Origin of the sequence: Sphingopyxis sp. RIFCSPHIGHO2_12_FULL_65_19 (genome assembly GCF_001830555.1) — a bacterium.
Taxonomy (GTDB): domain Bacteria; phylum Pseudomonadota; class Alphaproteobacteria; order Sphingomonadales; family Sphingomonadaceae; genus Sphingopyxis.
Map to the genome: position 1 here is coordinate 1 of NZ_MIAM01000065.1, position 12,706 is coordinate 12,706.

General features: G+C 64.4%; 16 protein-coding genes. 3 read left to right on the top strand and 13 right to left on the bottom strand.

Annotation, left to right across the window (positions count from 1 at the left end; all coding sequences use genetic code 11):
• Together A3E77_RS18170 and A3E77_RS18175 are read right to left on the bottom strand one after the other, a co-directional pair.
• A partial coding sequence (locus A3E77_RS18170; protein WP_293648667.1) for a hypothetical protein occupies nucleotides 1-709 on the bottom strand: 709 nt, incomplete at its 3' end.
• Nucleotides 706-1,923: a parallel beta-helix domain-containing protein gene (locus A3E77_RS18175; RefSeq protein WP_293648670.1), complete on the bottom strand. Its 1,218-nt coding sequence runs from the start codon at nucleotides 1,921-1,923 to the stop codon at nucleotides 706-708. The genes A3E77_RS18175 and A3E77_RS18170, both read right to left, overlap by 4 nt.
• Before the next feature lie 169 nt (nucleotides 1,924-2,092).
• Here A3E77_RS18175 and A3E77_RS18180 point away from each other — a divergent pair, with 169 nt between their 5' ends.
• Nucleotides 2,093-2,434, top strand: a complete 342-nt coding sequence (locus tag A3E77_RS18180; protein WP_293648673.1) for a DUF2147 domain-containing protein — start codon at nucleotides 2,093-2,095, stop codon at nucleotides 2,432-2,434.
• Between the two features lie 127 nt (nucleotides 2,435-2,561).
• Here A3E77_RS18180 and A3E77_RS18185 read toward each other — a convergent pair whose 3' ends face one another.
• The 8 genes from A3E77_RS18185 to A3E77_RS18220 all read right to left on the bottom strand — a co-directional run bounded on the left by A3E77_RS18185 (nucleotide 2,562) and on the right by A3E77_RS18220 (nucleotide 7,859).
• Nucleotides 2,562-3,257: an aspartate/glutamate racemase family protein gene (locus tag A3E77_RS18185; RefSeq protein ID WP_293648676.1), complete on the bottom strand. Its 696-nt coding sequence runs from the start codon at nucleotides 3,255-3,257 to the stop codon at nucleotides 2,562-2,564.
• Nucleotides 3,258-3,377: 120 nt separating this feature from the next.
• On the bottom strand, nucleotides 3,378-4,877 hold the full coding sequence (locus tag A3E77_RS18190) for an NAD(P)(+) transhydrogenase (Re/Si-specific) subunit beta (RefSeq protein WP_293648679.1): 1,500 nt from the start codon (nucleotides 4,875-4,877) through the stop codon (nucleotides 3,378-3,380).
• A 1-nt stretch (nucleotide 4,878) separates the two neighbouring features.
• Entirely contained in the window at nucleotides 4,879-5,160 is a 282-nt protein-coding gene (locus A3E77_RS18195) for a proton-translocating transhydrogenase family protein (RefSeq protein WP_293648682.1), read from the bottom strand.
• A gap of 165 nt (nucleotides 5,161-5,325) precedes the next feature.
• Nucleotides 5,326-5,925, bottom strand: a complete 600-nt coding sequence (locus A3E77_RS18200) for a fasciclin domain-containing protein (RefSeq protein WP_293648684.1) — start codon at nucleotides 5,923-5,925, stop codon at nucleotides 5,326-5,328.
• 38 nt (nucleotides 5,926-5,963) lie between these two features.
• Nucleotides 5,964-6,203 (bottom strand): fasciclin domain-containing protein, encoded by a 240-nt coding sequence (locus A3E77_RS18205; RefSeq protein WP_293648686.1) that lies wholly within the window; start codon nucleotides 6,201-6,203, stop codon nucleotides 5,964-5,966.
• A 31-nt stretch (nucleotides 6,204-6,234) separates the two neighbouring features.
• A complete protein-coding gene (locus A3E77_RS18210; RefSeq protein ID WP_037510620.1) occupies nucleotides 6,235-6,600 on the bottom strand; it encodes a PH domain-containing protein in 366 nt (121 codons plus the stop codon).
• 2 nt (nucleotides 6,601-6,602) lie between these two features.
• Nucleotides 6,603-7,724 (bottom strand): NAD(P) transhydrogenase subunit alpha, encoded by a 1,122-nt coding sequence (locus A3E77_RS18215; protein WP_293648689.1) that lies wholly within the window; start codon nucleotides 7,722-7,724, stop codon nucleotides 6,603-6,605.
• Nucleotides 7,725-7,736: 12 nt separating this feature from the next.
• A complete protein-coding gene (locus tag A3E77_RS18220) occupies nucleotides 7,737-7,859 on the bottom strand; it encodes an aa3-type cytochrome c oxidase subunit IV (protein WP_039573443.1) in 123 nt (40 codons plus the stop codon).
• A 239-nt stretch (nucleotides 7,860-8,098) separates the two neighbouring features.
• Here A3E77_RS18220 and A3E77_RS18225 point away from each other — a divergent pair, with 239 nt between their 5' ends.
• Together A3E77_RS18225 and A3E77_RS18230 are read left to right on the top strand one after the other, a co-directional pair.
• On the top strand, nucleotides 8,099-9,532 hold the full coding sequence (locus A3E77_RS18225; RefSeq protein ID WP_293648692.1) for a sigma-54-dependent transcriptional regulator: 1,434 nt from the start codon (nucleotides 8,099-8,101) through the stop codon (nucleotides 9,530-9,532).
• Nucleotides 9,533-9,550: 18 nt separating this feature from the next.
• On the top strand, nucleotides 9,551-10,267 hold the full coding sequence (locus A3E77_RS18230) for an SDR family NAD(P)-dependent oxidoreductase (RefSeq protein ID WP_293648694.1): 717 nt from the start codon (nucleotides 9,551-9,553) through the stop codon (nucleotides 10,265-10,267).
• Between the two features lie 56 nt (nucleotides 10,268-10,323).
• Here A3E77_RS18230 and A3E77_RS18235 read toward each other — a convergent pair whose 3' ends face one another.
• From A3E77_RS18235 to A3E77_RS18245, 3 genes are all read right to left on the bottom strand, one after another.
• Nucleotides 10,324-10,704, bottom strand: coding sequence for a baeRF12 domain-containing protein (locus A3E77_RS18235; protein WP_293648697.1), 381 nt, complete (start codon nucleotides 10,702-10,704; stop codon nucleotides 10,324-10,326).
• 86 nt (nucleotides 10,705-10,790) lie between these two features.
• The gene (gene folP / locus A3E77_RS18240) at nucleotides 10,791-11,921 is read right to left on the bottom strand and encodes a dihydropteroate synthase (protein ID WP_293648700.1); all 1,131 of its coding nucleotides are present in this window, start codon (nucleotides 11,919-11,921) and stop codon (nucleotides 10,791-10,793) included.
• Between the two features lie 96 nt (nucleotides 11,922-12,017).
• The coding region (locus tag A3E77_RS18245) for a site-specific DNA-methyltransferase (RefSeq protein ID WP_293648703.1) at nucleotides 12,018-12,706 on the bottom strand (689 nt) is incomplete at its 5' end.

The window sequence follows — 12,706 nt, forward strand, 5'->3', positions numbered from 1 at the left end:
CGCGGGCGCGGCTTGCGACGCTGCTGCTGCTGGGGTCGTCCCATTGCGGCATCACCGGCCTCAGCGCCGCGGGATTCTCGAAATAGCGGCTGCGCAGCGCGTCGGAGGCTGCCGGGTCGAGGATGAAATTGCGCGCCTTGGGCCCGATCGGCACGATCTCGCCGTTCAGGCTGTGGCATTCCTTGCACTGATTTTTGTTCGGCACGGCATAACGGATGCTGTGCGCCGTGCCGTCGGGGCTGTTGAATGTTACCGGCACCCGGCGCCCGCCAAGCACCAGCGTCGCGTCCTTGCCATCGGCGTCCCAGATATAGGGGAGCGCGGCCCAACCCGACGCACGGCGGATCAGCAGGCGCGTCTCGACGGGGCGCCCCGCGTTGACGTCGGACCAGCCGAAGCTTTTGACCAGCACCGTCCCGACCGGAAATTCGATCGTGCCGTCGGGGGCCACGGCCGCTTTCCTGCCCGCCGGGATCGAGATGAAGCGGCGCTTGTCGGTGTAATCGCTGAACAGCGGCGCGCGCAGCGTGTAACCGATACCGGCGGCGGGGGCGTTTGGATCATTGCCGCGAAACAGCCCGAATGCCGACAGTTTCGGCGGCATCGCATCGCTTTCGACAAGCGCCTGATCGACCGTCGGCGCCACCAACGCCGCCCCGCCGCTGGCGCATAGCAGCGCCGTCGCAACCGCGGCAAAAACGCGTTTCACCGAACCTTCGCCTCCATCGCGTCGGGCAGCTTGATCGTCGGCAGCGCCGCGGGGGGCGTCCCTTTCGACAGGTCGGCCGGCGACGGCTTGGCCTCGCTCTGCGGCGTCTTCACGTCGGGCAGGTTCAGCGACAGCACACCGACCGGGTCGAGCACGACGGCATCGCCCGCGCCGTCCCACAATATCGGCGGGATGCTGCCGCCCATCGCCGCCGCGATCTGATCGCCGCCGGGAAACTTCGGCGCATAGCCGGCCTTGCCATGCTGGTTGCCGCGCACGACGATCGCCCGCGGCAGCGGCTGGTATTTCGGGTCTTTATGCTCGTAACGATAGCCGACGATCATCACGTTCGCGGTGCCATTATCGGCGAAGACATTGTCGAAAATCTCGACATGGCGGTTCGCCATCACCAGCACGCCGGTGCCGGTCGGCACACTTGCGACGATATTGCCCTTGGGGGCGAAATTGGGCGTGCTGTTGTCGTTCACGATATTGTCGAACACGCGGACATTGTGGCCGCCCTGCATCGGCAGGCTGGGCAGGTCGAACACCAGGATGCCGCCCGTATTCTTCGTCGCGATATTGTCGTGGACGTCGGCGTCATAGCTGTTCTCGATCTCGATCCCGGCCACATTTTCGGTGGCGATCGAATCGCGAACGACGATATTCTTCGACTGGCCGACATAGATGCCCGCATCCGACGCCCCGCGCACGAACACGCTGTCGATCAGCACGTCGGTGCTTTCGACGGGATAGATGCCGTAGGCGCCGTTGCTTTCCTTTGGCCCGGCGGTCCATTCGACGCGCAGCTTGTGATAGACGATGCGGTCGGCGCCCTTGGACTTGATGCCGTCGCCCTTGGTATTGAGCACCGCGAAATTGGTGAGGAAGACATCGTCGGAGGTCACGAGCAGCCCCTCTCCCGCCCCCTGCTGCCCGGTGAAGTCGAGGATCGATCCGCCCTCACCCGCTCCGGCACCGCGCACGGTAACGTTCGCGACGTCGAGCGACAGGCCGTCGGTCAGGTTCCAAACGCCCGCGCCCAGCTGCACTATGTCGCCCGGCTCGGCCAGAATCAGCGCCTCTTGCAGCTTTTCGTTCGCGTCGGGCGTTGCCGCATTGACGCTGATCACTTTCGCCGCCGCCGGATGGGCGGCAAGGGCCGCCGCGATGCAAAGCGTCGCCGCGTGGTGGCGCAGGACATGGAATCGCATATGTCTCTCCCCAAATTTTCGGGGAGCATGGTGCAAGACTTGACGGATGCCAAGCGATGTTGCTGACATATGTGTAGCTAACCGGGGAGAGGTCGCTTTGATTCACAGATTGCCAATGGTGCTTGCCGCCTTGATTGCCGTTCCGTCGGTCGCCGCCGCGCCCGCGTCATTGACCGGGCGGTGGAAAACCGACGACGGAAAAGGGATCGTCGCCATGGCGCCCTGCGGCGCCAAAATGTGCGGCCGGGTCGCCCAACTGCTGATCAAGGAACCCGCGGGCGGCCAGCGCGACGAGCGCAATCCCGACAAGGCCAAGCGCGGCCGCCTGGTCGAAGGCCTGCAAATCTATTGGGATCTGGTGCCGCACGGCGACGGCTGGAAAGGCGAAGGCTATAGCCCCGAAGATGGCCGCTATTACAAGGCGCATCTTCGCGTGAAGGGCAACAAGCTCACGATGAAGGGCTGCGTCGCGGTATTCTGCCGCACGGTGACCTGGACAAGGATGGGGTGATTATTCCCCTCCCGCTTGCGGGAGGGGCAGCGAGACTTGCGAACCTGTTCGCTAGTCGCAGCGGGGTGGGCACCTCAAGCGGTGCCGGCCCACCCCCAACCTCTCCCGCAAGCAGGAGGGGAGAAGATCACCCCTCGCCCAAAATCCAGTCGACGCCCGCCGCGACATGGATGCGCGTCGTGTCATAGATCGGCAGCAGGTTCGCGTCGGTATCGACGAGCATCACCAGCTCGGTGCAGGCCAGCACGATCGCCTGAATATCCTGCTTGGCGATATCGGTGATGAAGGTCTTCATCGTCCGGCGCGAACTTTCGGTCACTTTCCCCAGCATCAGCTCTTCGTAGATGATCCGGTCGATTTCGTCGGCGCGCGTGGTGTCGTAGGGCGCCAACGTCAGCCCGTGGCGGACGAGCCGCTGGCGGAACCAGGGTTCGGTCATCACGTTGCGCGTGCCGATCACCGCCGCCGCCTTGATCCCGTCGGCCTGCATCTTCTCGCCGGTTTCATCGACAATGTGGAGCAGCGGGATCGAGATTGCCGCCGCGACGTCCTCGGCGACCTTATGCATCGAATTGGCCGCGATCATCAGCGCCGTGGCACCCGCCGCCTCAAGCCGCTGCGCCGATGCGGTCAGCACCTCCTTGGCATGCGCCCACTGTTCGGCGGTCGTGATCCGCGACAGATCGCAATAGTTCAGGCTTTCCATCAGGATCGGCGCCGAACAGGCGGTGCCGAGGCGCTTTTGCACCCCCTTGTTGAGATGGCGGTAATAAAGCTCGGTCGATGCCCAGCTCATGCCCCCGATCAGGCCGATTTTACGCATAATTCCTCCGTTGGTAGCGGCACCGGCCCGCTCCCCCACCCGGCCTCCCTAAAATAGCAAGCTATGGGAGGCCGGGTGGGGGAGCGGGCCGGTGCCGCCTGCGCCGTCAGGCGCAGAAACTCAGTGCCCGCCGCCGTTCAGCGCCTTGACGATGTCGTCGGCCATCTTTTTGGCATCGCCGAGCAACATCATCGTCTGGTCCATATAGAAGACGTCGTTATCGACGCCGGCATAGCCGACCCCGCCCATCGACCGCTTCACGAACAGCACGGTCTTCGCCTTTTCGACGTCGAGCACGGGCATGCCGTAAATCGGCGACGTCTTGTCGGTTTTTGCCGAGGGGTTGGTCACGTCGTTTGCACCAATGACGAACGCCACGTCGCACTGCGCGAACTCGCCGTTGATGTCCTCCAGCTCGAACACTTCGTCATAGGGCACATTCGCTTCGGCGAGCAGCACGTTCATGTGCCCCGGCATACGGCCCGCGACCGGATGGATCGCATATTTGACGTTCACGCCCTCTTTCTTCAGCAGGTCGGCCATTTCGCGCAGCGCGTGCTGGGCCTGCGCCACCGCCATCCCGTAACCGGGAACGATGATGACATTTTCGGCCTGGCTCATCAGGAAAGCCGCGTCGTCGGCGCTGCCCGGCTTCCACGGGCGCTGTTCCTTCGACCCGCCATCGCCGGGCCCAGCATCGGCGCCAAAGCCGCCGGCGATCACGCTGATGAAGCTGCGATTCATCGCGCGGCACATGATGTAGGACAGGATCGCACCCGACGAACCGACCAGCGCGCCGGTGATGATCATCGCGGTGTTGCCGAGCGTGAAGCCCATCGCCGCCGCGGCCCAGCCCGAATAGCTGTTCAGCATCGACACGACGACGGGCATGTCGGCGCCGCCAATCGGGATGATCAGCAGGAAACCGATCAGGAAGCTGAGCCCCGTGACCGTCCAGAACACCCAGGGGCTCTGGTCGAAGGTGAAATAGGCGACCAAGCCAATGATCGCGGCAAGCGTGCCGAGATTGATGACGTGCCGCCCCGGCAGCATGATCGGCGCGCCCGACATATTGCCGTTGAGCTTCAGGAAGGCGATCACCGATCCCGAAAAGGTGATCGCACCGATCGCGATGCCCAGCCCCATTTCGATGCGGCTGACGGTGAAAATCTGCCCCGTGGCATCGGCGATGCCGAAGGCGACGGGATTGAGATAGGCGGCGGCGGCAACGGCGACCGCGGCAAGGCCGACAAGGCTGTGGAACGCCGCGACCAGCTGCGGCATCGCGGTCATCGCGATGCGCCGCGCCATGACGATGCCGATGACGGCGCCGATGCCGATCGCCGCGAGGATTTCGATCAGCCCGACGGGATCGACGCCGACATAACTGTTTGTCGCGTCGCCGACCTTCATCGGCATATGCGTCAGCAACGTCGTGACCACGGCGATCGTCATGCCGATCATGCCGAAGCGGTTGCCGCTCTGCGCCGTCGCCGGGCTCGACAGGCCTCGGAGCGCCAGGATGAACAGAACGCCCGACACCAGATAGGCGATCGCCGCGTAGGGATTTACCGCGCCGTGGCCCCCGGTCGCAGCCGAGAGAATGGCCTGGACGTCCATCTCAGCGCTCCTTCTTCTTGTACATCGCAAGCATGCGCGACGTCACGGCGAAGCCGCCAAAGATGTTGATGCTCGCCATCACGACAGCGGCAAGACCGAGCCATTTCGACGAGGCCGAACCCGCGGCGGCGCTGGCGATGAGCGCGCCGACGATGATCACCGATGAAATGGCATTGGTGACGCTCATCAGCGGCGTGTGAAGCGCCGGGGTCACCGACCACACGACGAAATAGCCGACGAAGCACGCCAGGACGAAAATCGAAAAAATCGCGATAAAATCCACGGGCTCGCTCCCCTGCTGATTCCGTTTCGCGCACCTCTTGCCGCGCCCCGCCTTATGTGTCGACTCCTAAGCGGCCAAAAAGAAGCGCCCACATTCCCCATGGCGAGAAATGCGGGCGTTCTGTGACATAAAATATCGCCTCACCCGGGGTGCCGGCGATGTTTTTTACATTTTGGGAACAAGCACCGCGTCGACCGCGTGAACCACGCCGTTCGATTGGGTAAGGTCGGCCTGCGTCACCGTCGCCTTGTTGCCGCTCGCGCTGGTCAGCAGGATGGCATCGCCGCTCTTGGTCGCGGTCAGATCCTGCCCGTCGGCGGTCTTGAGCACCGCCTTGCCGCCGCCTTCGGTGATCTTGGCGGCGAGGTCGGCAGCGGTCAGCGTGCCGGGCACGACATGATATTTGAGGACGCCCGCAAGCACCTCCTTCTGCGCCGGACGCATCCATCCGTCGCGTGTCACCGGCGGCACCTGTGCAAAAGCGGCGTCGGTCGGCGCAAAGACCGTGAAGGGGCCCGCGCCCGACAATGTTTCGGCCAGGCCGGCCTGCGTCACTGCATTCGCCAGCGACTTATAGTCGGAAGCGGCCGACAAATTCGCGGCAATGGTGTTGCTGGCAAGCATTTGCGACGGCGCGGGGGCGGGCGCTGGTGCCATTTCGCCGCCAGCGACGGTGGTCGTCTCGGTCGGCGTTTCGGTTTTGTCGCCGCAACCCGATAAGGCGAGCGCCGTGGCTGCAACCGTCAAGATCAGATGAGTTTTCATATCCTGTCCTTTCAAAAGCCGGGCGAAACGCCCCGGAATCAGCCCAAAATCGGCATCAACACGCCGTTGATGACGTGAATGTTACCGTTCGACGGTTCGACGTCGGGCCGGGTGATGAAACCGCTGCGGCCCTGCGTGCCATCGACCTTGATGGTCGCCGCGTTGGCAAGCACAGGAAAAGGTATAGCGCGAAGTTTCGCAGACGACTTCAAAGCTCCCGCTGGTCGAGGGTCGGGTTGTTGAAACCCCGAACGCACAGCAACCATCGGAAGTTTCATGAAAATGCCGAAAACGGCCGCTTCCTGGACGTCAGCGACCGACGATCAACTGCGCCATCAGCTGCTGGATTTTCTGCGGATCGCTTTTGCGCGATATCTTGACCTCTAGCGGTGTCGCAGCGCCCGACACCCACACTTTCATGTCCGCATCGAGATCGAAAGTGCCGGCGGTCTCGAACGAAAAGCGGGTTACTGACCGCCAGGGGATGCTCTGGAAATCCTTCTTCGATCCCGTAAGCCCCTGCACATCGACGAATATGAAGCGCAGGTTGGTCAGCAGCACTGTGTCGCGGATCGTCCGGAATGCCGCGAGCACGCGTTCGCCTTCGATCAGCCAGGCCTGAAATTCGGCCTGCGCGCCCGCAATGTCGATATCTCCGGCGCTGAACAGGCCCATATCTATCCCAGCAACCGCTCGTTGACGACCTTGCCGCCCTGCGTCAGGCGAACGGCGTTGCCGATTTCCTCGTCGAGCACCGGCTTGCCCGCTTCCTTGTCCCAGAAGGCCGCCAGGAAGTTGAACAAATTGCGGCTGAACAGCGCGCTGGTGTCCGCGGGCATCAGCGCGGCGATATTCTTCGCGCCGATCACGGTGACGCCGTGGATCTTTTTCGCCTCGCCCGATACCGAACCTTCGACATTGCCGCCGCTTTCGGCGGCCATGTCGACGATCACGCTGCCGCTGCGCATCGTCGCAAGCTGCGCGTCCGAAATCAGCCGCGGCGCGGGGCGCCCCGGAATCAGCGCGGTGGTGATGACGATGTCCTGCTTGGCAATGTGCGACGACACCAGCTCGGCCTGCGCTGCCTTATATTCGTCGGACATTTCGGTGGCATAACCGCCCGCGCCTTCGCCCTCGATCCCCGCGACGCTCTCGACGAAGATCGGCTTGGCGCCGAGCGACATGATCTGTTCCTTGGTCGCGGCGCGCACGTCGGTCGCGCTGACCTGGGCGCCGAGGCGGCGTGCGGTCGCGATCGCCTGGAGCCCCGCGACGCCGACGCCCATGATGAAGGCCTTCGCCGCGCTGACGGTGCCGGCCGCGGTCATCATCATCGGAAAGGCCCGGCCATAAGCGTTCGCCGCCATCAGCACCGCCTTGTAGCCCGCGAGGTTCGCCTGGCTCGACAGGATGTCCATCGACTGCGCGCGCGTGATGCGCGGCATGAATTCCATCGCCAGCGCCTCGATACCGACCTTCGCATAGTCGTCGATGCGCGCGCGTTCGCCAAAGGGGTTGAGCCCGGCGGCAAGCCAGGCGCCGTCGGCAAAACCCGAAAGCGTTTTTGGATCGGGGCCCTGGACGCCCAGAATGATGTTCGCGCCCTTCAGAACCTCGGCGCGGCTGCCGACCGACGCGCCCGCGGCGGCATAGTCGGCATCAGCGATCGAGGCATTGATCCCTGCCCCCGATTCCACGGCAACTTCGGCTCCTAAACCAATGAATTTTTTTGCGGTTTCAGGGGTTGCGGCGACGCGGGTCTCGCCGTCGGCGAGTTCCTTGAGGACAGCGATGCGCATGCGCAGGGCCCGTCAGGACGCGATGAGCAGGACGACACCGATGGTGACGACCGCGGTGATGATCGAGCCGATCTTGAACAGGCTGATGAAACCCGCGTAGGTTTCTTCGGCTGCCTTCATTTCCTGCTGTGCCATCGTTTTTCCCCTTGAACGGCCATATCTGTGCGCGAACGCACAGCATGATGGCCCAGATTCGTTATCGCGCCGGTCTTAGCCACGCGTCCGGCGATGCTCAAGTGCGGGTTTGGCCTTGCCGTCCCGCTGTGCCAAAAGACCAACGGCCTTAATCGCCCTTTTACCCCTATCGGATAGATATGCCCGTCACAGCAGAACAAACCCATAGCAATGTCGGTTCAGGGGGCAGATTCGAAACGATGACGAACACGCGCGACACGCGGACGGTGATGATCGTCGACAGCGAGCCGGCCCAGCAACGCTTCCTGGCCGCGCTGGTGTCGCGCGGCGGCTGGCGCAGCGTCATCGCCGCCGACACCGACACCGCGCTTGCCAAGCTTGGCACGCAGGAGGGCATGGCGCTCGACGCGGTGCTCGTCGATCAGGGCGCGCCCGGCATGGACATGGCCGAATTCGTCGCGGAGCTGCGCCGCTGGCGCCCCGCGCTGCCGCTCGTCGTCATCACGATGCGCAACGGGGTCGAAGTCGCGGTCGGCGCGATGCGCGCCGGGGCCAGCGATTTCGTCCAGAAACCCATCGCGCCGGATCGCCTGCTCGAAGCGCTCGACCGCGTCGTGTCGACCAGCGGCCCGCAAGGCGAACTCCGCCCGCTGACCGAGAAGCTGCGCGCGCCGCTGGCGTTCGAGGAAATCATCGGGTCCAGCCCCAATTTCCGCAGCGCGCTGGCAATCGCTGCCAAGGCGGCGCGGGCGCGCGTGCCGGTGATGATCAATGGCAAGCCGGGCACCGGCAAGGAAGTCTTCGCCCGCGCGATCCACGGCGCCAGCCCGCGCGCGCGCGGCGCATTGGTGATGGTCGATTGTTCGGCGGTGTCGCCGGGGCTGATCGGATCGGGACTGTTCGGCCACGAACGCGGTGCTTTTCCGGGCGCGTTCGACCGCCAGGTCGGGCGGCTCGTCCAGGCCGATGGCGGCAGCATCATCATCGACCATGTCGAATGCATCCCGCTCGAAACGCAGGCCAAGCTCGTCGAATTCCTGAACAGCGGCGAAGTCCAGATGATCGGCGGGTCGATCCGCCAGAGCGTCGATGTCCGGATCATCGCGACGAGCGCCAGCCCGCTCGACAAGCTGATCGAGGCGGGGCATTTTCGCGAAGACCTGTTCTACGCGCTATCGAGCGCGCAATTCACCCTCCCCTCGCTCTCTGAACGCCGCGGCGACGTCGGCCCGCTGGCGCGCCACCTGCTCGCGCGCATCGGCGGCCTGCCGGGCATGGGAACGATCGGCGTCACCGACGACGCGCTGCGCCTGCTCGCTGCTTATGCCTGGCCGGGTAACGTCCGCCAATTGCAGGACGTGCTGTTCCGCGCCGCGGTGGAGAGCAAGACCGATGTCCTGACCAGCGCCGATTTCCGGGCCATCGAGGCAACGCTCGGCGGCGGCGGCGGCAGCAGCGCGGGCGAGGTCGCGATCAACGGCGAAGCCATCGGCGTCACGCTCTACCTGCCCGACGGCAATTTGCGCCCGCTCGAGGAAATCGAGGCCGACGTCATCCGCCTGGCGATCGGCCATTATCGCGGCCGGATGAGCGAAGTCGCGCGCCGGCTCGGTATCGGGCGTTCGACGCTCTATCGCAAATTGAGCGACCTCGGCATCGACACCGCCGCCTGACGGCTTTACGTCGCGGCCATGACTTTCGATTTTTCCGGCAAAACCGCGCTCGTCACCGGCGACGCTTCGGGTATCGGCCTTGCGGTGGCGAACGCGCTGCGCACCGCGGGTGCCACCGTGATCGGCATCGACCGCAGCCGCGGCGACGATGTCGCCGACCCCGACATGTGGCTGACACATGCCAAAGCCCTCGCCGAAGTCGATCTGGCAGTCGTCAACGCCGGGATCAGCGATGCCGCGCCGATCGTCGATATCGATTTCATGGCTTGGCGACGCTTGCTGGCGGTCAATCTTGACGGCGCCATGCTGAGTTTGCAGGCCGCAATGCGCGCCATGACGGCGCACGGGCGCGGCGGCGCGATCGTCGCCACCGCCTCAATCTCGGGTATCAAGGCCGAACCCGGCACCGGCGCCTATGGAGCGTCAAAAGCCGCGCTCATACAGCTGACCAAAGTCGCCGCCAAAGAGGGCGCGCCGCTCGGCATCCGCGTCAACGCAATCGCGCCGGGGGGCGTCGACACCCCGATCTGGGATGACATGCCGTTTTTCGCCGATCTGGTCGCGAACGAGGGATCGCGCGATGCCGCGATGGCGGCAATGGCGAAAATGGCGACACCGCTTGGCCGCTACGCAACCGCCGACGAGATCGCGGCGCAAATCCTGTTCCTGCTCTCCGACAAAGCCGCCACCATCACCGGCAGCGTGCTGACCAGCGACGGTGGCTACGGCCTCTAAAGTCACGGCTACCCAAGCGTCAGCGGGCAATCGGCAGGGTCGATTGCCACCGGGGTTCAGGCGGCGGTAATCGCGTTTTCGATTGCTGCGGTATTCGCATTGGTCAGCGTTTTGGGCAGTTCGCCCACCAGTCGTTTCGCCAATTCGCTATGGTAGTGGCTGCGCATGACCCCCAATGTGTTCGGGTCCGCGATAATCAGCAGCTTCTCGATCTCGTTGTCCAGCACCTGCTTATTAAGCAATGCCGCCACGCCCGCCGCATGGCCTCGCTCATCAAGATCGCGCACTTCCGGATTGGCCCCGCTGCGATTGGTCGTCTCGACTTCGGGACTGGCAGCGTCGACCAGGTTGATGATGGCCTCGTCGCCATCATTGCGGAACATGACGAATCGATTTCCGTCGGCGACGGCGACATGGGTGCCATGGGGAAGCTGCATGAAATTCTCCTTGGAGTGGGCGCGCTGGAACAGCGGCCCTTCCCAAAGGATACGCGGCGCGAACGCAGGCGTTGCCTCGGCTCGTCTCAGGCGGTCAACGCCGCGTCGCGCAGCCCGCGCCAGATCCGCAGCGCCTGCCGGTTCTCGGCAATGTCGTGGACGCGCAGCAGCTGCGCGCCCTGCGTTGCCGCCTGATAGTGGAGCGCCACCGTGCCGCCGAGCCGCCGATCGGCGGGCGCTTCATTGTCGAGCGCGCCGATCATCCGCTTGCGGCTGGCGCCGAACAGGATGGGGCAGCCGAGTGTGTGAAACAGCGCCAGGCCGTTGATAAGCGCCAGATTGTCGCCGACGCTCTTGCCGAAGCCCAGGCCGGGGTCGATGATGATCCGCGACGCGTCGATCCCCGCCGCAATGCACGCCGCCACCCGGTCCGCGAGCATGTCGTAAACGTCGAACAGGATATGGGCATAATCCCCGCCCTCGTGCGGGTCGCTCTTGGCCGACGGCGCGTGCATCAGCGCCACCGCACACCCCGCCTCTGCGACGACCGCCATCGCGCGCTCGTCGTAACGCAGCGCCGAAATATCGTTGACGATTGTTGCCCCCGCGGCGAGCGCGGCCTCCATCACCGCGGCCTTGCGCGTATCGATCGACACCGCAACCCCGCCCTTCGCCAGCGCCGCAACGACGCCTTCGACGCGCTTGGTCTCGTCACCTTCCCAGACCAGCGGCGCGCCGGGACGCGTCGATTCGCCGCCGACGTCGATAATGGCGGCGCCCGCGGTCGCCATGGCAAAGCCGGCATCGGTCGCCGCTGCGGTATCGACATGCTTGCCACCATCCGAAAAACTGTCGGGGGTGACGTTCAAAATGCCCATTAACTGAGGCTCGTTCAGCCGCACCGTCCGCTCGCCCAGCGTCAAAGCCCCGCGCGGCCGCACCACCGCAGCACGCTGCGCCGTCGCGGCCTGCGCCAGTCCATCAGGCATCGCCGCGATCCAGTCGGCCCATTCGGCTACCGTGACGATCGCTGTCTTGACGCTCGCACCATCGCGCAGGCTGATGTGCCACGCGGCGAACCAGACCATCGTATCGGCAATCCGCAGGCAATGATCGTCAAGCTCGTGCGGCCGGTCGATGAAGCAGGTCGGGCGGCAATAGATTTTTGCACCGGCGGATGCGCTGCCGAGGTGGGGTTTGGTTAGTGGAACGAACATGCGATGCCCTTCAATTCGTGATCCCAGCGAAAGCTGGGACCACTGGCGTTCCGGCACGACAATAGCGATCCCAGCTTTCGCCCGGATGACGTTTTGTTACGCCTCGTTCGCCAGTAACCAATCCTGCCGCACGGCGTCGATAACCCGCAATTCCTTGCCGGTGTCAATGTGCCAGAAGGTCCAGCCGTTGCAGCCGGGCGCGCCTTGCACGCCCGCGCCGACCTTGTGGATCGACCCCGCGGGCTGGCCTTCGCAATCGAGACTTCCGTCGACGCGCACTTTCGCTTTCCAGCGACGCTTGGCGTCGGTCAGCATCGTTCCCGGCGCGATCATGCCGCCTTCGACCAGGGTGCCGAACGCGACGCGCGTTGCCGCCTTGGGTGCCATCATCGTCTTCACCGCGCTCTCGTCGAGCGGCAGCGCCATCTGGATGCGTTCCTTGGCGGCGGCGATATAGTCGTCCTCGCGCTCGATGCCGATGAAGTGGCGGCCGAGACGCTTGGCAACCGCGCCGGTCGTGCCGGTACCGAAGAAGGGATCGAGGATCACGTCGCCGGGGTTCGAGCAGGCCAGCAGGATGCGGTAAAGCAAGGCTTCGGGTTTCTGCGTCGGGTGAACCTTTGTCCCGCCCTTTTTCAACCGCTCCTGCCCACCACAGATCGGGATCAGCCAGTCGGACCGCATTTGCAATTCGTCGTTCAGCGTCTTCATTGCGCGATAATTGAAGGTGTATCGCGACTTTTCACCCATCGACGCCCAGATCAGGGTTTCATGCGCGTTGGTAA

Coding starts and splice junctions, on each gene's coding strand:
- A3E77_RS18220 (WP_039573443.1), bottom strand. CDS start 7,859: ATGGCACAGCAGGAAATGAAGGCAGCCGAAGAAACCTACGCGGGTTTC.
- A3E77_RS18225 (WP_293648692.1), top strand. CDS start 8,099: ATGACGAACACGCGCGACACGCGGACGGTGATGATCGTCGACAGCGAG.
- A3E77_RS18175 (WP_293648670.1), bottom strand. CDS start 1,923: ATGCGATTCCATGTCCTGCGCCACCACGCGGCGACGCTTTGCATCGCG.
- folP (WP_293648700.1), bottom strand. CDS start 11,921: ATGTTCGTTCCACTAACCAAACCCCACCTCGGCAGCGCATCCGCCGGT.
- A3E77_RS18230 (WP_293648694.1), top strand. CDS start 9,551: ATGACTTTCGATTTTTCCGGCAAAACCGCGCTCGTCACCGGCGACGCT.
- A3E77_RS18200 (WP_293648684.1), bottom strand. CDS start 5,925: ATGAAAACTCATCTGATCTTGACGGTTGCAGCCACGGCGCTCGCCTTA.
- A3E77_RS18215 (WP_293648689.1), bottom strand. CDS start 7,724: ATGCGCATCGCTGTCCTCAAGGAACTCGCCGACGGCGAGACCCGCGTC.
- A3E77_RS18210 (WP_037510620.1), bottom strand. CDS start 6,600: ATGGGCCTGTTCAGCGCCGGAGATATCGACATTGCGGGCGCGCAGGCC.
- A3E77_RS18190 (WP_293648679.1), bottom strand. CDS start 4,877: ATGGACGTCCAGGCCATTCTCTCGGCTGCGACCGGGGGCCACGGCGCG.
- A3E77_RS18205 (WP_293648686.1), bottom strand. CDS start 6,203: ATGAAACTTCCGATGGTTGCTGTGCGTTCGGGGTTTCAACAACCCGAC.
- A3E77_RS18185 (WP_293648676.1), bottom strand. CDS start 3,257: ATGCGTAAAATCGGCCTGATCGGGGGCATGAGCTGGGCATCGACCGAG.
- A3E77_RS18235 (WP_293648697.1), bottom strand. CDS start 10,704: ATGCAGCTTCCCCATGGCACCCATGTCGCCGTCGCCGACGGAAATCGA.